The organism is Bacillus paramycoides (genome assembly GCF_038971285.1).
Lineage (GTDB): Bacteria > Bacillota > Bacilli > Bacillales > Bacillaceae_G > Bacillus_A.
In genome coordinates this window covers 3816796-3837932 of the sequence record NZ_CP152427.1, presented here as the reverse complement: position 1 = coordinate 3837932, position 21137 = coordinate 3816796, and the positions used below count along the sequence as shown (strand labels likewise).

The 21137-nt window shown below is 36.5% G+C and carries 19 protein-coding genes; all 19 read left to right on the top strand.

Annotated elements, in window-relative coordinates; all coding sequences use genetic code 11:
- The first annotated feature begins 52 nt into the window (after nt 1-52).
- Nucleotides 53-2152 carry a penicillin-binding protein gene (locus tag AAG068_RS19640; RefSeq protein ID WP_342719789.1) on the top strand — a complete coding sequence of 700 codons (2100 nt, stop codon included), beginning with the start codon at nt 53-55 and terminating at the stop codon, nt 2150-2152.
- Between the two features lie 81 nt (nt 2153-2233).
- Nucleotides 2234-4150, top strand: coding sequence for a stage V sporulation protein D (locus tag AAG068_RS19635; protein ID WP_342715542.1), 1917 nt, complete (start codon nt 2234-2236; stop codon nt 4148-4150).
- A 208-nt stretch (nt 4151-4358) separates the two neighbouring features.
- Nucleotides 4359-5834 (top strand): UDP-N-acetylmuramoyl-L-alanyl-D-glutamate--2,6-diaminopimelate ligase, encoded by a 1476-nt coding sequence (murE, locus tag AAG068_RS19630; RefSeq protein WP_342715541.1) that lies wholly within the window; start codon nt 4359-4361, stop codon nt 5832-5834.
- A gap of 22 nt (nt 5835-5856) precedes the next feature.
- Nucleotides 5857-6831, top strand: coding sequence for a phospho-N-acetylmuramoyl-pentapeptide-transferase (gene mraY / locus AAG068_RS19625; protein WP_000893058.1), 975 nt, complete (start codon nt 5857-5859; stop codon nt 6829-6831).
- Nucleotides 6832-8184 (top strand): UDP-N-acetylmuramoyl-L-alanine--D-glutamate ligase, encoded by a 1353-nt coding sequence (gene murD, locus AAG068_RS19620; RefSeq protein WP_342715540.1) that lies wholly within the window; start codon nt 6832-6834, stop codon nt 8182-8184.
- 90 nt (nt 8185-8274) lie between these two features.
- Nucleotides 8275-9366, top strand: a complete 1092-nt coding sequence (gene spoVE, locus AAG068_RS19615) for a stage V sporulation protein E (RefSeq protein ID WP_078419030.1) — start codon at nt 8275-8277, stop codon at nt 9364-9366.
- Between the two features lie 105 nt (nt 9367-9471).
- Nucleotides 9472-10566, top strand: a complete 1095-nt coding sequence (murG, locus tag AAG068_RS19610) for an undecaprenyldiphospho-muramoylpentapeptide beta-N-acetylglucosaminyltransferase (RefSeq protein ID WP_342715539.1) — start codon at nt 9472-9474, stop codon at nt 10564-10566.
- 61 nt (nt 10567-10627) lie between these two features.
- Entirely contained in the window at nt 10628-11533 is a 906-nt protein-coding gene (gene murB, locus AAG068_RS19605; RefSeq protein ID WP_342715538.1) for a UDP-N-acetylmuramate dehydrogenase, read from the top strand.
- A gap of 98 nt (nt 11534-11631) precedes the next feature.
- Entirely contained in the window at nt 11632-12402 is a 771-nt protein-coding gene (divIB, locus tag AAG068_RS19600; RefSeq protein ID WP_000798232.1) for a cell division protein DivIB, read from the top strand.
- Between the two features lie 400 nt (nt 12403-12802).
- Nucleotides 12803-14110 carry a cell division protein FtsA gene (gene ftsA / locus AAG068_RS19595; protein ID WP_001087553.1) on the top strand — a complete coding sequence of 436 codons (1308 nt, stop codon included), beginning with the start codon at nt 12803-12805 and terminating at the stop codon, nt 14108-14110.
- A gap of 39 nt (nt 14111-14149) precedes the next feature.
- Nucleotides 14150-15304, top strand: coding sequence for a cell division protein FtsZ (gene ftsZ, locus AAG068_RS19590; RefSeq protein ID WP_098667524.1), 1155 nt, complete (start codon nt 14150-14152; stop codon nt 15302-15304).
- A 413-nt stretch (nt 15305-15717) separates the two neighbouring features.
- On the top strand, nt 15718-16635 hold the full coding sequence (gene spoIIGA, locus AAG068_RS19585) for a sigma-E processing peptidase SpoIIGA (RefSeq protein ID WP_342715537.1): 918 nt from the start codon (nt 15718-15720) through the stop codon (nt 16633-16635).
- Nucleotides 16636-16654: 19 nt separating this feature from the next.
- Entirely contained in the window at nt 16655-17374 is a 720-nt protein-coding gene (sigE, locus tag AAG068_RS19580; RefSeq protein WP_000976948.1) for an RNA polymerase sporulation sigma factor SigE, read from the top strand.
- 157 nt (nt 17375-17531) lie between these two features.
- The gene (sigG, locus tag AAG068_RS19575) at nt 17532-18311 is read left to right on the top strand and encodes an RNA polymerase sporulation sigma factor SigG (RefSeq protein ID WP_000197753.1); all 780 of its coding nucleotides are present in this window, start codon (nt 17532-17534) and stop codon (nt 18309-18311) included.
- Between the two features lie 161 nt (nt 18312-18472).
- Nucleotides 18473-18757, top strand: coding sequence for a YlmC/YmxH family sporulation protein (locus tag AAG068_RS19570; RefSeq protein WP_342715536.1), 285 nt, complete (start codon nt 18473-18475; stop codon nt 18755-18757).
- Between the two features lie 118 nt (nt 18758-18875).
- Nucleotides 18876-19694 (top strand): peptidoglycan editing factor PgeF, encoded by an 819-nt coding sequence (pgeF, locus tag AAG068_RS19565; protein WP_342715535.1) that lies wholly within the window; start codon nt 18876-18878, stop codon nt 19692-19694.
- Nucleotides 19691-20365: a YggS family pyridoxal phosphate-dependent enzyme gene (locus tag AAG068_RS19560; RefSeq protein WP_342715534.1), complete on the top strand. Its 675-nt coding sequence runs from the start codon at nt 19691-19693 to the stop codon at nt 20363-20365. The genes pgeF and AAG068_RS19560 overlap by 4 nt, the downstream gene beginning before the upstream one ends.
- 19 nt (nt 20366-20384) lie before the next feature.
- Nucleotides 20385-20855: a cell division protein SepF gene (locus AAG068_RS19555; protein WP_097904417.1), complete on the top strand. Its 471-nt coding sequence runs from the start codon at nt 20385-20387 to the stop codon at nt 20853-20855.
- Nucleotides 20856-20861: 6 nt separating this feature from the next.
- Entirely contained in the window at nt 20862-21125 is a 264-nt protein-coding gene (locus tag AAG068_RS19550; RefSeq protein ID WP_029439626.1) for a YggT family protein, read from the top strand.
- Nucleotides 21126-21137 lie beyond the last annotated feature (12 nt).

The window sequence follows — 21137 nt, the reverse complement described above, 5'->3', positions numbered from 1 at the left end:
AATGAAGAGAACTATGACTAAATTTCATACCAATAAGGGAGCAGGGTATTTTATGATTTTATTCCTCCTGCTCTTTTTGCTGTTATTAGCCCGATTTTTTTACATACAAGCAACAGGATCAGTCCATAATCAAGACTTGGATGAACTTGCTAAGCAAAAACATAGTAAAACAGGAGTTCTGGAAGCAAATCGTGGGACGATTTATGACCAAAATGGTCATGTGTTAGCGCAAGACGCAAACTCTTATAAACTTGTAGCGGAATTAAAAGGCGCGAATCAGGTTGATGATAAAGAGGATACTGCAAAGAAAATTGCGGGAGTGCTCGGAACAGATGAAGAGAAGATTTTAGCTACGTTAAATAAAGAAGGCAGAAGTCAAGTAGAATTCGGGAAATTAGGTAGGGGCTTGACAAAAGAACAGAAAGATCAAATAGAAGCATTAAAATTGCCAGGTATATCTTTTATTACTGAAAATGCAAGGGTATATCCAAACGGTGATTTCGCATCTTATGTCGTAGGTCATGCGAGACCTGATGATAAGGGGATTGCTAAAGGGCAATTTGGTTTAGAAAAGAGTTTAGATAAGTATTTAGGAGCCTCTAACGGAAAAGTAGCTTATACAGGTGATCGTAAAGGTGTGTCTCTTGATGGTGGGAAAGTGAATGTAGAGGCACCTAAAAATGGAGATAATGTATATGTAACGCTTGACCAGCGTATTCAAAGTTATTTAGAAGACGCAATGAAAGAAGCGAGTAAACATTATGAACCAGAAAGTTTAATAGCAATTGTTGCGGATCCAAAAACAGGGAAAATATTAGGGATGTCTAGTAAGCCTAGTTATGATCCGAACCAAGAGAATAATAAGTATTTTTATAATGACGCAATTGCAAATGCATTTGAACCTGGATCAACAATGAAAATATTCACGCTAGCAGCAGCTATTAATGAAGGTGTGTATAAGGGACAAGATTATTATCAGTCTGGTACTTATCAAGTCGGAAACCGAAAAATAAAAGATCATAATGGAGGCGCTGGATGGGGATCTATCACATTTGATGAAGGGGTAGAGCGTTCTTCCAACGTAGCGTTTGCAATTTTAGGGGATCAAAAACTTGGCCCAGAACGTTTCCGAAAATATATTCATAGTTTTGGATTAGATGAAAAAACGAACATTGATTTACCTGGTGAAGGTTCAAATACAATTGTATTCGATCAGCAAATACAGCAAGTAACAACAGCTTTTGGACAAGGTTCTACTGTAACACCAATTCAGCTTGTGCAAGCTGCAACGGCGATTGCAAATGATGGAAAAATGATGAAACCTTATACAATTGACAAAATTGTAGATCCAATAACAGGGGAAGTAAAATTAGAACATAAGCCAGAAGAAGTGGGAAAACCTGTTACAAAAGAAACAGCAGCGCAAGTAAGACAGTTATTAGAACGCGTTGTTACATCACCAAAAGGAACAGGAACTGCTTATAAAGTCGATGGATATTCAGTTGGTGGTAAAACAGGAACAGCGCAAATTCCGGATGGAAAAGGTGGCTATATGACGGGAAGAGAGAATTATATATTCTCGTTCTTAGGTATGGCACCTATGGACGATCCGCAACTTGTTGTGTATCTAGCTGTTAAACAGCCAAAATTGAAAGATGATGAGAGCGGCGCGCAACCTTTAGCTGATATTTTTAAATATGTAACGAAGAATAGTTTAGAGTATTTAAAGATTAAGCCTAATGAAGTGAAAGATCCGAAGAAATATGTGAAAGAGCAGCAAACTGCTGTTCCAGATGTAACCGGAAAAACGATGGAAGAAGCGAAAAAAACTATTGATAAAGCAAAACTTCGTCCGATCGTATTAGGTGAAGGGAAAGTACAGCAACAAGTACCGAAAGCGACTGAACAAACATTGAAGGGTGACCGAGTCTTCTTAGTGGGAGATAAACCTACAATGCCAAATATACAAGGCTGGGCACTTCGTGATGTTATGAATTTAGCAAAAACATTAAAGCTTAACCTAAAACCTACTGGTACAGGATATGTAACCGAACAAAGTGTGCCAGAAGGAACATTGTTACAACCGGGTACAGAGTTAGGTGTAACACTTGTACCGCCACTTGAACCACAACAAGAAGCAGAAAAGCCGTAATGGTAAAAGAGAAGAAGTTCTAATTAAATAAGTACAAGCATATATTGGAACAAGCTAGACGTAAGGGAGGCTTGTTCCAAAATGCGTGTATCAAATGTAACAGTTAGAAAACGACTTATTTTTATACTTATATCAGGTATACTTATTTTCACTATCATTGATATTCGTCTTGGATATGTGCAATTTTTTCTTGGGAATATGTTAACGGATCGTGCGAAAGATTCATGGAGTCGTAATATTACTTTTGAACCTGAACGTGGGAAGATTTTAGACCGAAATGGTGTGGAACTTGCCACGAATAAAAGTGCTCCAACTGTCTTTGTTGTACCGAGGCAAATTGAAAAACCAGCAGAGACTGCAGAGAAGTTAGCTGCAGTATTAGGTGTGGAAAAAGATGAGATTTATAAGAGAATTACAAAAAAAGAATCGATTGTAAGGTTAGATAAAGGCGGAAGGAAAATATCACATGATAAAGCGAAAGAGGTACGAGGATTAAGTTTGAAAGGTGTTTATATCGCAGAGGACTCTATCCGGTACTATCCATTTGGTAACTTTTTATCACACGTATTAGGGTTTGCTGGTAGTGATAACCAAGGTCTTATGGGACTAGAAAAATATTATGATAAAGAGCTAAATGGTGATGAAGGTCATGTGCGTTTTTTTGCAGATGCAAAAGGGCAAAGGATGCCTAATGTTGGCGATGATTTCAAAAAACCAGAAGCTGGTTTGAATTTAGGCTTAACAATTGATGCACGTATTAATAGAATTATGGAAAGAGAAATGAATATCGCAGAGTCGACATATAATCCAGATGGTATGATTGCGATTGCGATGAATCCGAAAAATGGTGAAATTTTAGGTATGTCGAGTCGACCGAGTTTTGATCCGGCAGATTTTCAAAGTGTTTCTCCAGAAGTGTATAATAGAAATTTACCAGTATGGAGTACGTATGAGCCGGGTTCAACATTTAAAATCATTACGTTAGCCGCAGCTTTGAATGAAAATTTAGTAGACTTAGAGAAAGATACGTTTTATGATGATGGAGCAGCTGAAGTTGGCGGAGCAAGATTGAAATGCTGGAAAGCAGGAGGCCATGGTAGCCAAACGTTTTTAGAAGTAGTTCAAAACTCTTGTAACCCAGGATTTATCGAGCTGGGTGATCGTCTTGGTAAAGACCGATTGTTTAAATACATTCGTAATTTCGGCTTTGGACAGAAGACCGGAATTGATCTGCAAGGTGAAGGTAGTGGGATTTTATTTAATTTAGATAAAGTCGGTCCAGTCGAGCAAGCAACAACTTCATTCGGTCAAGGTGTTTCTGTTACGCCAATTCAACAAGTAGCGGCAGTAGCAGCGGCTGTAAATGGTGGAACTTTGTATCAACCGTATATAGCTAAAGAATTTATTGATCCGAAAAACAATCAAGTTGTAAGCAAAAAGACACCTGTAGCAAAAAGGAAAGTTATTTCCAAGGAAACTTCAGAAAAAGTTCGGTATGCATTAGAGAATGTTGTAGCAAAAGGATCTGGTAAAGGTGCTTTCATTGATGGGTATCGTGTAGGTGGAAAAACAGGTACGGCTCAAAAAGTGAAAGATGGTAAATATTTAGAGAATAATTATATTGTATCTTTTATCGGTTTTGCTCCAGCAGATGATCCGGAAATTGTTGTTTATGTTGCTGTTGATAATCCGAAAGGTGTAACGCAATTTGGTGGAGTAGTGGCAGCTCCAATTGTTGGAAATATTCTTCGGGATGCACTTCCTGTTATGGGAGTGAAACCGAGAACAAAACAAGTTGAAAGAGAATATAAATGGGGCGATATACCAACTGTGGAAGTTCCAAATTTAATTGGTATGAAAAAGAAAGACTTACAGACGCAACTCGTCGATTTGAAGCTTGATATAAGCGGAGACGGAGAGAAAGTCATTAAACAGTCCCCAGAAGCAGGAGCTAAAGTGAAAGAAGGCTCAAAAATTAGAATTTACTTCGGGAATTAAAGGTAACCTAGTACGTTTTATGGTACAATTGGTGGAAGTGAGTTCTCTAAAGAAGAGTTACTTAATTTGAGGCCGTAAGAGTCTCATTTATAAATAGGTCTATTTATTAGACGATAGTAGCACGTACCTCCTGTTTTACTTAATTAGGAGGTAGCGTGTTGCTTATTAAAAAAGAGATAAATACACAATGTAGAGAGGGTTTAGTGAAATGAAGTTGCATACACTTGTATCATGTTTGCATGATTTTCCAGTTGTTCCAAAAGAAAATCCAGAAATCACATCTATAGAAGCTGATTCACGTAAAGTGAAAGAGGGAAGCTTATTTGTATGTATGAAAGGATATACGGTTGATAGCCATGATTTTGCTAAGCAAGCAGCGGCACAAGGAGCGGCTGCTATTGTTGCGGAAAGACCAATTGATGTTGACGTTCCAGTTGTACTTGTGAAAAACACTTTTCGTTCGTTAGCGGTTTTAGCTGATTATTTTTATGGTCAACCAACACACAAGTTACATTTAATCGGGATTACAGGTACAAATGGAAAGACAACAACATCGCATATTATGGATGAAATTATGCGCGCACATGGTCATAAAACAGGGCTAATTGGAACGATTAATATGAAAATCGGTGATGAAACATTTGAGGTGAAAAATACAACGCCAGATGCACTAACACTTCAACAGACATTTTCAAAAATGGTTGAACACGGTGTGGATAGCACAGTAATGGAAGTTTCGTCACATGCTTTAGATCTTGGTCGTGTACACGGATGTGATTACGATGTAGCAGTGTTTACAAATTTAACACAAGATCATTTAGACTATCATAAAACGATGGAAGAATATAAACATGCAAAAGGGTTGCTATTTGCACAACTGGGAAATAGTTATAATCATAATCGTGAAAAATATGCGGTACTGAATAACGACGATGCTGTAACAGAGGAATATATGAGAAGTACTGCAGCAACTGTTGTAACGTATGGAATTGATACAACAAGTGATATTATGGCCAAAGATATCGTTATGACGAGTGGTGGAACTACATTTACGCTTGTAACGCCGTATGAAAGTGTAAATGTTACGATGAAATTGATTGGGAAATTTAATGTATATAACGTACTAGCGGCAACAGCGGCAGGACTTGTTTCTGGTGTAAGTTTAGAAACAATCCTTGATGTAATAAAGAAACTAGCTGGAGTTCCAGGACGTTTTGAAGTGGTTGATGGTGGACAGAATTATACAGTTATTGTTGATTATGCTCATACACCAGATAGTTTAGAGAATGTATTGAAAACAGCAAAGCAATTTGCAAAAGGCGACGTATATTGTATCGTCGGTTGTGGCGGCGATAGAGATCGAACGAAGAGACCGATCATGGCAAGTGTTGCAACAAAATATGCAACTCACGCAATTTACACTTCAGATAATCCAAGAAGTGAAGAGCCAGGGGCAATTTTAGATGATATGGTACAGGGTGCAAATGGAAATAATTATGAAGTAATTATTGATAGAAAAGAAGCGATATACCATGCAATTGCTAATGCGAAAGCTGAAGATATCATCATTATTGCTGGTAAGGGTCATGAAACATATCAAATTATTGGTAAAGACGTTCATCATTTTGACGATCGTGAAGTCGCTAAAGAAGCAATTACAGAGCGTTTAAACAACGAAGAGTAACAACGTGAGAGGAGGACTACATGTGCTTGAGCAAGGTTTATTAGTAACGGCTGGGGTAGCATTCTTAATTTCTGTTGCCCTTTCGCCATTGTTTATTCCATTTTTAAGAAAATTAAAGTTCGGACAGAGTATTCGTGATGAGGGACCAAAGTCGCATCAAAAAAAATCAGGGACACCGACAATGGGTGGTATCGTCATATACGTATCTATGATGGTCACTTCACTTATTATGGCGATTAAGTTTAATCATTTAGGTGCAGAGGTTTCATTATTACTATTAGTGACGTTTGGTTACGGATTGATTGGATTTTTAGATGACTACATAAAGGTAGTTAAGAAGAGAAATCTTGGTTTAACATCAAAACAAAAATTAGTAGGTCAGCTTGTTATTGCTATTGCGTTCTTTTTAATTGGAAAAGGGCAAGCGTTCCACACATACATCATGATTCCGGGAACGGATGTTAAGTTTGAATTAGGCTGGGCGTATTTTGTACTTGTACTATTTATGCTTATTGGTGGATCAAATGCAGTTAATTTAACTGACGGTTTAGATGGTTTATTATCAGGAACAGCTGCTATTGCATTTGGAGCGTTTAGTATTATTGCTGTAGCGCAAGAGCAATTTGGAGTAGCGATATTCTGTATGGCGGTTGTAGGAGCTGTACTTGGATTTTTAGTATTCAATGCGAATCCAGCGAAAGTGTTTATGGGAGATACAGGTTCTTTAGCTTTAGGTGGAGCCATTGCAGCTGTAGCAATTTTATTAAAACAAGAATTGCTACTTGTAATCATTGGTGGAGTATTCGTAATGGAAACTTTATCTGTTATTATTCAGGTTATTTCATTTAAAACAACAGGAAAACGTGTCTTTAAAATGAGTCCACTACACCATCATTATGAATTATGTGGTTGGTCAGAGTGGCGTGTTGTTGTGACGTTTTGGTCTGTAGGATTTTTATTAGCTGTGTTAGGAATTTATATCGGGGTGTGGATGTAATTGAAAACTGTAACTGAATTTCAAAATAAAAATATTCTTGTATTAGGCATTGCAAAAAGTGGTTATGCAGCAGCTACATTATTACAAAAATTAGGGGCGAATGTTATTGTAAATGACGGAAAGCCTTTAGCAGATAATGTACTTGCTGCAGAATTACAAGCAAAAGGAATGGACGTTGTATGTGGTGGTCATCCTTTAGAATTGTTAGAGAGAAATATTTCTCTTGTAGTAAAAAATCCAGGAATCCCGTATTCTAATCCAATATTAGTTGCTGCGAAAGAAAAGCAAATTCCGATTGTTACGGAAGTTGAATTAGCATATCGTATTTCAGAAGCGCCTTTTGTTGGGATTACGGGATCTAACGGTAAAACGACGACGACAATGCTTACATTTGAAATGCTAAAAGAAGGACAAAAGCATCCTATAATTGCAGGGAACATTGGAACTGTAGCGTGTGAAGTAGCACAGGATGCAAAAGAAAATGAAGTTGTAGTTACAGAACTTTCATCATTCCAACTGATGGGAGTAGAATTGTTCCAACCTAAAATTGCTGCGTTTTTAAATTTATTTGAGGCCCACTTAGATTATCATGGGACGAAGAAAGAATATGGTTTAGCAAAAGCAAATATTTTTAAGAACCAAACAGAAAATGATTATAGTGTAATAAATGCAGATGATGCAGATGTTATGGCTTTATCTGCTTATAGTAAAGGACAAAAAATACTATTTTCAACAACGAAAGAAATTGAAGATGGCGCGTATATAAAAGATAATGCTCTTTATTTTAAAGGTGAAAAAGTTGTTGAAGTAGGTGATATCGTTTTACCTGGTCAACATAATTTAGAGAATATTTTAGCGGCGATGAGTATCGCAAAATTATTGGGTGTTTCTAATGAAGCGATTACGGCGGTGCTAAAACGTTTTACAGGTGTAAAACATCGTTTAGAATATGTAACAACTATTAATAACCGTAAGTTTTATAATGACTCAAAAGCAACGAATATGTTAGCGACAGAGAAAGCTTTATCTGCGTTTACACAACCGACTGTGTTATTAGCGGGTGGGCTCGATCGTGGAAATGAATTCGATGATTTAATTCCATATTTCAAAAATGTTAAAGCGATTGTAACATTTGGACAAACAGCTCCAAAATTAGTAAGAGCTGCAGAAAAAGCGGGATTAGATACAATTGAAAGTGTCGATACTTTAGATGAAGCGGTAGTGAAAGCTTATGCTCATTCTACAGATGGCGATGTAATTCTTCTTTCTCCAGCATGTGCAAGCTGGGATCAATTTAAAACATTTGAAGAAAGAGGAGACATTTTTATACAAGCTGTGCATAAACTTATATAAAGTAAATCAAAACATCAGTAGGCTAACACCTACTGATGTTTTGTTACATAGGGCAAAAGTTTCTGCCTAAAGAGGTGGTGTTTATGGGGAATGAAGAAAACGCCTGATTTTATTCTCATCATCGTTACACTTGCGTTGTTAACAATTGGAATGGTTATGGTGTATAGTGCGAGTGCGGTTTGGGCCTCTTATAAAATGGGGGACTCATTCTTTTTTGCAAAAAGACAATTATTATTTGCAGGTCTTGGTGTAGTGGCTATGTTTTTAATTATGAAAATTGATTATTGGGTGTGGCGTACGTACTCAAAAGTAATTTTGCTAGTTTGCTTCATTCTTCTTATTCTCGTTCTTATTCCTGGTGTAGGACTTGTTCGAGGAGGAGCGCGAAGTTGGATTGGAATTGGAGCATTTTCCATTCAACCGTCTGAATTTATGAAGTTTGCGATGATTATTTTTTTAGCGAAATTTTTAGCGGAACGACAAAAATTAATTACCTCTTTTAAACGTGGTTTACTACCAGCTCTAAGTTTTGTATTTCTTGCTTTCGGAATGATTATGTTACAGCCAGATCTTGGTACAGGAACGGTAATGGTTGGGACATGTATCATTATGATATTTATCTCGGGAGCAAGGGTCTTTCACTTTGCGATGTTTGGTTTGCTTGGTGTAGCAGGATTTGTAGGGCTAATTGCATCAGCACCGTATCGAATGAAACGTATAACATCATATTTAGACCCGTGGTCAGATCCGCTTGGAAGTGGATTTCAAATTATTCAATCGTTACTCGCAATTGGACCGGGTGGATTATTCGGGCTTGGACTTGGACAAAGTAGACAAAAGTTTCTTTATTTACCTGAACCGCAAACAGACTTTATATTTGCAATCTTATCCGAGGAATTAGGTTTTATTGGTGGTTCATTTGTGTTATTATTATTTAGTCTATTATTATGGCGTGGGATTCGTATAGCTTTAGGAGCGCCAGATTTATATGGTACGTTTTTAGCAGTAGGTATTGTGGCGATGATTGCGATTCAAGTAATGATTAATGTTGGTGTTGTAACAGGGTTGATGCCTGTTACGGGTATTACTTTACCGTTTTTAAGTTATGGTGGATCAAGTTTGACATTAATGTTAATGGCAGTAGGTGTATTATTAAATATAAGTCGCCATTCTCGCTACTAAACCCTGTTTTATAAGACAGGGTTTTTCATATGTGTGCGAAGAAACAATATGTATATAGAAATAAATACGACTGAAATAAGAAAAAGAGAAGCGGAGGAGTTAGTAGTGCGTGTATTAGTAAGTGGTGGGGGCACTGGAGGTCATATTTATCCGGCTCTTGCTTTAATAAGAGAAATAAAAAAATTAAATCCGGAAGCAAGGTTTTTATATATTGGTACGGAGAATGGATTAGAGAGTACAATCGTGCCAAAAGCAGGTATACCGTTTCAATCTATTGTTATAAGTGGATTTAAGCGTAAAATATCGCTAGATAACGTGAAAACGGTGATGCGTTTCCTAAAAGGTGTACAAGATAGTAAGCGATATATTCGTCGTTTTAATCCAGATATTGTAATTGGAACGGGTGGATATGTATGTGGACCTGTTGTATATGCTGCGGCAAAATTAGGTATTCCAACTATTGTACATGAACAAAATAGTGTACCTGGTGTAACGAATAAATTTTTAAGCCGCTATGTTGATAAAGTTGCGGTTTGTTTTGAAGCGGCTGCAGAACATTTTCCACAGTCAAAAGTAGTCATGACAGGAAATCCACGAGCGTCAGAAGTAATGGATCAAAATGGAATGAAAGGAAAACGTTCAGTAGGTTTATCTCTTCCTAAAAAATCTGTGCTTATTTTTGGTGGAAGCCGTGGAGCTAGACCGATTAACGATGCTTTCGTAGAGGCAATTGAACAGTTTGGAAATAAAAGTTATGAAATATTGTATGTAACAGGTGAAGTTCATTACGACAAAGTGATGGAAGCAGTGAAGCAAAAAGGAAATCCGAGTAATGTTATTATTAAACCTTTCATTCATAATATGCCAGAGGTCCTTACAGGTGTAGATCTTGTTGTTTCAAGAGCTGGGGCAACAACACTTGCAGAATTAACAGCGTTAGGTAAGCCAAGTGTGTTAATTCCGAGTCCTTACGTAACAAACAACCATCAGGAAAAAAATGCACGTTCTGTTGTCGATAAAGGAGCAGCAAAAATGTTGCTTGAAAAAGATTTAACAGCTGAAACGCTTATTCGTGATATTGATGAGATTTTATTAGATGCACAAACATTACAAAATATGAAGTTGGCTGCCGGGCAATTAGGTATTCCAGATGCAGCAAATAAGCTATATGAAGTAATGAATAAGCTTGTAAAAAAATAACGTTAGGTAAACGCCCTGCATACTACTGTAATAAGGATACTTAGTATGGGGGAGATTGTTTATGGAGCAATTAGTAAATGAGCTTATAGAAGCCAATGTTGGCCGCGTGTTAGTAGATGAACCGTTAGCGCGTTATACGACTATGAAAATAGGTGGGCCAGCTGATATTTTAATTGTGCCAAAGCATGTTGCCGGTATTGAAAAAACGTTGCAGTTAGTAAAAAAATATAAAACAAAGTGGAATGTAATTGGGCGTGGTTCGAACCTTCTTGTATCTGATTTAGGTATAGAAGGTGTCGTTATTCGTTTAGGAGAAGGATTAGATCACTTAGAAGTCGAAAAACATAGAGTAAGAGTTGGTGGTGGGTATCCCCTTATTAAATTATCAACTTTACTTAGTCGTCAAGGGTTAGCCGGTCTGGAGTTTGCAAGTGGTATTCCAGGAAGTGTTGGTGGTGCAGTATACATGAATGCAGGAGCACATAAATCGGATATATCAAACATATTATCAAAAGCTCTTATTTTGTTTGAAGATGGAACAATTGACTGGTTAACGCATGAAGAAATGGAATTTTCCTATCGTACATCTGTATTGCAAAGGAAACGTCCTGGTATTGTTTTGGAAGCTGAGTTTCAATTACAGATAGGAGAGCGTGAGGGAATTGTAAGTGTCATGCAAAAGAATAAAGATTATCGCCGTGAAACGCAGCCATGGAATCATCCTTGTGCAGGAAGTGTGTTTCGGAATCCAATTCCATACTTTGCAGGAGATTTAATAGAAAAAGCGGGGCTTCGTGGTTATCAAATAGGTGGAGCTCAAATTTCTGAAATGCATGGGAATTTTATTATCAATACTGGTGGAGCCAGTGCGCAAGATGTATTATCTTTAATTGCATTAGTAAAGCAAACAATCAAGGATAAATTTAGCGTAGAAATGCATACAGAAGTAGAAATCATTGGAAGATAACGGTTATTCGTTCCGCTCATTATCATTTATGTTATAATAAGAAGATAAGAACGGCATGAGGAACATGCCGTTCTTTATGTTACGTAGGGGGATCGTACATGAAAAATAGTAAAGTGATTAAACTACAGGATCGTGTACCAAAGTTAAAAAATCAACAGAAAAAAAACAAGAAAAATGTTAATCATCGGTTGATTTTATACATATCAATTTTATTTTTATTAGTGCTCTTTTTAATTTATTTTCGGTCTCCGCTTAGCAATATAAAAAAGATAAGTGTGTTTGGAAATCATTATATGACAGATGAACAAGTGATGAAGGAATCAGGTGTGACATATGATACAAGTTATTTCCGAGTGACAGCACATAAAGCAGAAGAAAACTTAACGAAGCGAAAAGAAATTAAAGCAGTAAATGTAAAGAAACGTTTTCCAAATAAAATCGATGTTCATATTGAAGAATATTTAACGATTGGTTATATAAACAAAGATGGGAAATTACAACCGTTATTAGAGAATGGGAAAACACTTGATGTACTCCCGAACGGAAAACTGCCTGTTGCAGCGCCGATTTTTGAACCTTTTAAAGAGGAGAAAATGAAGGAGTTAATTGCTGAGCTTGAAAAATTAACACCAACTATTTTAAGGTCTATTTCTGAAATTCGTTATTCACCGACGAATGCCAATGAAGACCACCTTACTTTATATATGAATGAAGGGTATGAAGTGAGCACTACGATTCAAAATTTCGCAAAACGTATGGAAGCTTATCCACTTATCTTAAAAACAATTGAGCCGGGTAAAAAGGTATTAATTGACTTAGAAGTAGGGGCGTATACGAAAGAATTAGGAGCGGAAGAAAAAAAAGAATAGAATGATAGTTTTCACTACGTTATCGTAGAAAAAACGAAACGAATGTTCTGCTTGATGCATAGGGATTTACAAGAATGGTTCATTTGATGAAAAATATGTAAAAATTCTTAGATTCATACTAGGATTGGGACAAGTTTCACTTTTCTATGAGTACATCTTAGTGTAGACTTATACTTGGCGGTAATCTTTACACTTGAAATAGAATTATTTCAAGATAAGCAGTTATTCACAGTTTACTGCGATATTCTTAAATGAATGTTAAATAAAAATAAGAAAAATATAGGGTTAAAAAAGGGAAACGTATAAAGACGTTGAATATTTTTCTTATAAATAGTAAAGTTGCGATTGTTGTTCCATATATTGAGTTGTATGGTATAAATAAAGAAGGAGGTGCCAAAGAATGAACAGCAATGAAATATATGTTAGTCTTGACATCGGTACATCCAATGTTAAAGTCATCATTGGTGAAATGGTTAATGACAGCTTAAACATTATTGGTGTTGGAAATGTAAAATCAAATGGTTTAAAGAAGGGATCGATAGTTGATATAGACGAGACTGTTCGATCAATTAAAAAAGCAATTGAACAAGCTGAGCGCATGGTGGGAATCCACATTGAGCAAGTTGTAGTAGGTGTCAATGCAAACCAGGTACAGCTACTTCCTTGTCACGGAGTAGTCGCTGTTTCAAATGAAGATCGTGAAATCGGGAATGAAGATGTCTTACGCGTTCTAGATGCAGCACAAGTTGTGTCAATTGCTCCAGAACGTGAGTTTATTGATGTGGTACCTCGACAGTTCATTGTAGACGGTCTTGACGAGATTAACGATCCACGTGGGATGATCGGTGTAAGATTAGAAATGGAAGGTACACTTATAACAGGGTCGAGAACTTTACTACATAACCTACTTCGTTGTGTAGAAAAAGCAGGTCTTGAAATTGTTGATATTTGTCTTCAACCTTTAGCGGCTGCAACAGTTGCTATATCTTCAGATGAAAAAAATAGAGGAGTAGCCCTTGTTGATATGGGGGGAGGATCTACAACTTTATCTATTTTTAAAGATGGAGAGTTACAGGCGACGAGCGTATTGCCATTAGGTGGAGACCATATAACGAAGGATATTGCGATTGGGTTGAAAACTTCAACAGAAAATGCAGATCAAATTAAGTTAAAATATGGACATGCTTTTTATGATACAGCATCTGAAGAAGAGATGTTTACGGTTCCTATTATGGGAAGCGATCAAACAGAACAATATTCTCAATTGGAATTATCGGATATAATAGAGGCTCGTGTAGAAGAAATTTTAATGTTTGTTCAAGATGAAGTACGTAAGTTAGGAGTAAAACAAGTAGCTTCTGGTTATGTACTAACAGGTGGAATTGCTTCTATGCCAGGTGTTCTTGATCTTGCATATGATATTTTACATGAAAATGTTCGTATAGCAACTCCTGATTATATTGGTGTGCGTGAGCCCCAATATACAAGTGGAGTGGGATTAATTAAACATTCTTATCAAAAAGCTAAATTACGTGGGAAAAATGTGCAGGAGAAGCAAGAGCATTTTGAACCAGTACCAGCACCAGCACCAACGCCGGTACAACAGCAACCTGCAAAACAAAAAACTCGTAATCAAAACAATAATAATCAAAATGATGACCGTATGATGTCAAAAGTAAAACGTGTATTCCGTTATTTATGGGATTAAAATTGGACACGAAAAATGAGGTTCTAGGGGGATTTCGACATGTTAGAGTTTGATACTACTCAAGATCAATTAGCGAATATAAAAGTTATCGGTGTCGGCGGTGGCGGAAACAATGCTGTAAACCGTATGATTGAACACGGTGTACAAGGTGTAGACTTTATCGCTGTGAATACTGATGCACAAGCATTAAATCTATCAAAAGCTGAAACAAAAATGCAAATTGGTGGAAAATTAACACGTGGACTTGGTGCAGGTGCAAACCCTGAAGTAGGGAAAAAAGCTGCAGAAGAAAGTAAAGAACAGATCCAAGAAGCACTTCGTGGTGCTGATATGGTATTCGTAACTGCTGGTATGGGCGGCGGAACTGGAACTGGTGCAGCTCCAGTTGTTGCTCAAGTTGCAAAAGAATTAGGTGCATTAACAGTTGGTGTTGTAACACGTCCATTTACATTTGAAGGACGTAAGCGTGCAACACAAGCGGCATCTGGTATTGCTGCATTTAAAGAAAATGTAGATACGCTTATTGTAATTCCAAACGATCGCTTATTAGAGATTGTTGATAAAAACACGCCGATGTTAGAAGCATTCCGTGAAGCAGATAACGTATTACGTCAAGGTGTACAAGGTATTTCTGATTTAATTGCAACACCAGGTTTAATTAACTTAGACTTCGCAGACGTAAAGACAATTATGTCTAATAGAGGTTCTGCTTTAATGGGTATTGGTTCTGGTAATGGAGAAAATCGTGCTGCTGAAGCTGCGAAAAAAGCGATTTCTAGTCCATTATTAGAAACATCTATTGATGGAGCTCAAGGTGTTATCATGAACATTACGGGTGGAGCTAACTTAAGCTTATATGAAGTACAAGAAGCGGCAGACATTGTAGCTTCAGCTTCAGATCCAGAAGTAAATATGATCTTCGGTTCGGTTATTAATGAAGGACTAAAAGATGATATCGTTGTAACTGTAATTGCAACTGGTTTTGATGATACAATTGCAACTCAACCACCGAAACCAATTATTCGTCCGAATGCGAATTACACGCAACAACAGCAACAGCCAGTAGCTCAGCCTCCAAAACAACGTGAAGTAAAACGTGAAATGAAGCGTGAAGAGCCGGTTGTACATGAGCGTCATTCAGATTCAGATGATATCGATATTCCAGCATTTTTACGTAATCGTCGTAGACGATAAAAGAAAAAGGAGCTTTCATGCTCCTTTTTTGTTTTATAAAGGGAAAAGATCTGCTAAGCAGGTCTTTTTTTATTTTATCCCGCTTTAATGGGCAGTAAGACCCCCTACCTCAAAATTCAGCGAAAGCAAAGAATTTAGGTGGGGGTCGGGCTGCCCATTAAAGTCCGATTGGTGAGGGCTAATAATCAGTGGAGGATGAAGAAAATCCCCACTGATTAAAGTTTCACTTTATATATTTCAATTAATATGTAAGCAAAAAAGTATAGTATTCTATGAAACATATACTTTTATTTTTTACCGACAGATTATGTCTAGAAAGCACAAAATAACAAAAAAACACCTCCGCAAATTGACACACTTTCCTATTGGATATGCATTATACTAGTCTCAACTTAAAAAAAGAGGTGAATTGTTTGGTTGTTTACGCCGACGTTGTTTGGTTGTTAAACGCCTGCATTGATTTTCTTTTACTTTTATTAACAGCCACCGTGTTAAAAAAGAAGATCAAAAGATGGAGGCTTGTGTTAGGGGCATTTATAGGTTCAACCATTGTTATTTTTGCCTTTACTCCTTTTGCTTCTATGATGACACATCCAATTATGAAACTACTGTACTCGTTACTTATTGTGTATACAGCATTTGGGTTTACAACGTTTAGAAATTATGCACAAACTGTTTTTACTTTTTACTTTGTTACCTTTATGGTTGGTGGAGGGTTAATGGGCACTCATTTCTTTTTGCAAACGAATGAAATGGTAAATGGGTTGGTTCAATCTCAATCAATTTCTTATGGTGACCCCATTAGCTGGTTATTTGTAATTTTTGGTTTTCCAGTAATTTATTATTTTTCTAAAAAGCGTATTGAAAGCGTAGAGGTTACAAAAATACACTATGATCAAATTGTGAAATTGAAAGTTCGATTAGCTGAAGAGGAGTTGGAACTCGCAGGTTTAATTGATAGTGGGAACCAACTTTACGACCCGTTGACGAAAACACCTGTTATGATTATGCATATTTCATCATTAGAACATTGTTTGCCAGCTTGGTTAACAGAACAAATTTATTCCAAAACAGAGATTCCTCAAATACCAGAAAATGATTCTGGATGGGCGACAAAATTACGCTTAATTCCTTTCCGGGCAGTGGGAGTAGAGAGTCAATTTTTATGGGCAATTAAGCCAGACAGTGTACAAATTTATCATGAAGGAAGTTCTATTGTCGTGAACAAAGTATTGATTGGATTAAATACACAACAGTTGTCAACCAATGGAGAGTATCAATGTATTGTGCATCCGAAAATGTTAATTTCACAAAAAATGGTAATTGCTTAATAATGGGAGGCGGGATAATATGATGAAATTAAAATTTTATTTAGTATACCTTTGGTATAAAGTATTGCTGAAATTAGGAATTAAGACCGATGAAATTTATTACATTGGTGGAAGTGAAGCGTTACCACCGCCGTTAACGAAAGAAGAAGAGGAAGTTCTTTTAAATAAATTGCCAAAAGGAGATCAGGCGGCAAGATCGTTACTGATTGAACGCAACTTACGGCTAGTCGTATATATAGCAAGAAAATTTGAAAATACAGGGATAAATATTGAAGATTTGATTAGCATTGGAACAATTGGTCTTATTAAAGCGGTGAATACATTCAATCCAGAAAAGAAAATAAAATTAGCAACATATGCCTCACGTTGTATTGAAAATGAAATTTTAATGCATTTGCGCAGGAATAATAAAAATCGTTCAGAAGTTTCTTTTGATGAACCGCTTAACATCGATTGGGATGGAAATGAACTTTTATTATCAGATGTATTAGGTACAGACGATGATATTATTACAAAAGATTTAGAAGCAACTGTGGATCGTCATCTTCTAATGAAAGCATTACATCAATTAAATGATCGTGAAAAACAAATTATGGAACTTAGGTTTGGGCTTGCTGGTGGAGAGGAAAAGACACAAAAAGATGTGGCGGATATGCTTGGGATTTCACAGTCATACATTTCGCGTTTAGAAAAAAGAATCATAAAAAGATTACGAAAAGAATTTAATAAAATGGTGTAAAGAATAAGACCAGCCGTTATCTAGGCTGGTCTTATTCTATTTAGTTGTATCAGGAAAGACAACTAAAATGAAAAATGAAGAGAAAACCGCATGCATAAAATCCCCTTCAAAGGAAATACTTTACACTGTACAGCAACTCCCGATAGGAGGGAACACTTTGACGAGAAACAAAGTAGAAATTTGCGGTGTTGATACAGCTAAACTTCCCGTACTAAAAAATGATGAAATGCGTAAATTATTTCGTGAAATGCAAAGTGGAGAGATAAGCGCAAGAGAGAAATTAGTGAATGGAAACTTACGTCTTGTACTGAGCGTCATCCAAAGATTTAATAACAGAGGAGAATATGTTGACGATTTATTTCAAGTTGGTTGTATCGGACTTATGAAATCCATTGATAACTTTGATTTAGGCCAAAATGTAAAATTTTCAACGTATGCTGTGCCGATGATTATTGGGGAAATACGCAGATATTTGCGTGATAACAATCCGATTCGCGTATCTCGCTCCTTACGAGATATTGCGTATAAAGCGTTACAAGTAAGGGAAAAGTTGATTGCAGAAAATTCCAAAGAACCAACAGCGATGGATATTGCAAAAGTGCTTGAAGTAACCCATGAAGAAATTGTTTTCGCTTTAGATGCGATTCAAGATCCAGTTTCATTATTTGAGCCGATTTATAACGATGGGGGAGATCCTATTTTTGTTATGGACCAGTTAAGTGATGAAAAACAAAAGGACGAGCAGTGGGTTGAAGAGTTAGCACTAAAAGAAGGAATGAAGCGTTTAAATGATCGTGAGAAAATGATTATTCGAAAACGATTCTTCCAAGGAAAAACACAAATGGAAGTTGCAGAAGAAATTGGGATTTCTCAAGCACAAGTGTCACGTTTAGAGAAATCAGCTATTAAACAAATGAATAAAACGATTCAAGGGTAAGGTTTCACCATTTATGGTGAAACCTTTTTATATGTAACATAGTTTGTTTGCGCTCATAGTAGGAAAGGGATGTTCATATAATGAAAATAATATGTGGTTAGTAGGGTACTTCCTGTTCATTTAAGAAACAGTTTTTCAATTCGTCATATATAAGGGAGAGGATGAAAGTGATAAGAATTTCGGAATTGCAGATGAAAGATATAATAAATGTTTCAGATGGAAAAAGGCTTGGGAATATTGGAGATATTGAAATTGATATGAACACAGGGAAGATCAAATCTATAATTATTTCCAAACAGGCACGTATGTTAGGTATTTTTGGGAAAGATGTAGAAATTGTAATTCTTTGGAAGGAAATTGTGAAAATTGGGGAGGATGTCATACTTGTTAGAGTAAATACTGTTAATTCTGTAACAGAAACAATACAAACACCGACAATTTCATAAAGAATATTACAAATTCCTCTTTTTTTTCTGTTGGCATTATGAAAAAATAAAAGTATGGTAAAATAGACAGGAAGTACCATGCTTTTTTATGTTATTTTAATTAAAAGGAGCCGCTGTTATGATAGAACCATTTAAATATGTGGACGGTATACTGTATTTACAAGCGTGGAAAGAACTTGGAAACATTACTGCTGGATTTACGACAAAAGATGGTGGGGTAAGTACGGGCTCCTTTCATGCGATGAATTTAGGATTACATGTGAATGATATCGTGGAGAACGTTCATGAAAATAGACGCATTTTAGCAAATAAGTTACAGAAGCCATTAGAAAACTGGATTTGCTCTGAACAAGTTCATGATCATCATGTTGAAAAAGTAGGACAACAGGAAAAAGGAAGTGGCGTCTATTCATATGAAGACGGCATTTCAAAAACAGATGGCATTTATACGACTAATAATGATGTTCTTTTAACATCTTGTTACGCGGATTGTGTTCCACTCTATTTTTATGCGCCATCACATGGTATGATAGGACTTGCGCATGCTGGATGGAAAGGGACTGTAAAAGAAATTGCAAAGGAAATGATTCAAAAATGGAATGCAGAAGGCATTTCGAGGGATGAAATTCATGTTGCAATCGGACCAGCAATTGGATCTTGTTGTTACGTTGTTGATGATCGAGTATTAACAGCAGCAGAGCAAGTGGTAAACGGTTCTGTCCCTTATAAAAAAATTTCTGATGGGCAGTACGCAATTAATTTAAAAGAAATTAATCGTATATTATGTGTACAAGCAGGCATAAAAGAAGAGAATATTGTAATGTCATCTCTTTGTACAAGCTGTGAAGAGCAACTATTTTTCTCGCATCGCCGTGATCAAGGTAAGACAGGGAGAATGTTGAGTTTCATAGGTTTTAAGGAGGAAGAAAGCAAGTGACAGTACAAAAAAATTTAACAACTGTAAACGAAGCAATTAAACAATCTTGTGCACGAGCAGGACGTTCGTTGCAAGATATTAAACTCGTTGCGGTTACAAAAACGGTAGGAATTGAAAAAACAAACGAAGTAATTGAAGCTGGAATTATCGATTTAGGTGAAAATAGAAATGAAGGTTTCTTACAGAAGTACGAACATTTCGGTTCAAAAGTGAATTGGCATTTTATTGGGTCATTACAAACGAGAAAAGTAAAAGAAATCATTAATGAAATTGATTACTTACATTCGTTAGATCGTCTTTCACTTGCAAAAGAAATTCAAAAACGTGCGAATAAGAAAGTGAAATGTTTTATTCAAGTGAAAACATCATCTGAAGAATCAAAGCAAGGGTTGGCAATAGAAGAAACCGTTCCTTTTATTCAAAGTTTGCAAGAATTGGATAAGATTGAAGTGGTAGGACTAATGACAATGGCTCCGTTTACAGAAGAAGAGGAAGAAATCAGACGCTGTTTTAAGGAGTTACGTATGCTACAAACAGAGGTGCAGGAGCTAGAATTATTACATGCGCCATGTAAAGAATTATCAATGGGAATGTCTAATGATTACACGATTGCAATTGAAGAAGGTGCTACATATATTCGTTTGGGGACGATTTTAGTAGGAAAAGCGTAAAAGGAAGGAGAATCTTATTATGAGTTGGTCAAAAGTAAAATACTTCTTTTTTGATACACCTGAAGAAAAAGAAGCAGCTCAATATAGTTATGAAAAGGAGCAAACAGACATGAAGAAGCAGCAAGATCCGCCAGAACAACAAGATGTTACGTTTCCAAAAGCGCAAACGAAACAAAATGTTGTGAGCATTGAAACAGCAAAGCAATCTTCAAAAGTTGTTTTATTAGAACCACGCACATATTCGGAAGCGCAAGGGATTGCGGACCATTTAAAAGGCAGACGAGCTGTTGTGATTAATTTACAACGAATGTCTACTGATCAAGCTGTACGTATCGTTGACTTTTTAAGTGGTACTGTATACGCTATAGGCGGGGACATTCAAAAAATAGGACCGAAAACATTTATGTGTACGCCTGAAAATGTAGATATTGTTGGTGCAATTTCAGAGTTATTCGGTGAAGAAGAAGAAACAAATATAAAGAGGTGGTAATACGCCATGGATACAGTTTTAAGGATTTTAGTTACTGCTATCGAAATATACTCGTGGGCACTTATTATTTACATTCTCCTATCATGGTTCCCAGGTGCAAAGGAATCAACTTTCGGAGACTTTCTTGCCCGTATTTGTGAACCGTATTTAGAACCATTTCGCAGATTTATTCCACCGCTTGGTATGATTGACATCTCACCACTCGTTGCGATTTTTGCGTTGAGACTTGCTACAAGTGGTTTAGTAACTTTATTCGGCTATTTCTTATAGTAAGAGGTTATA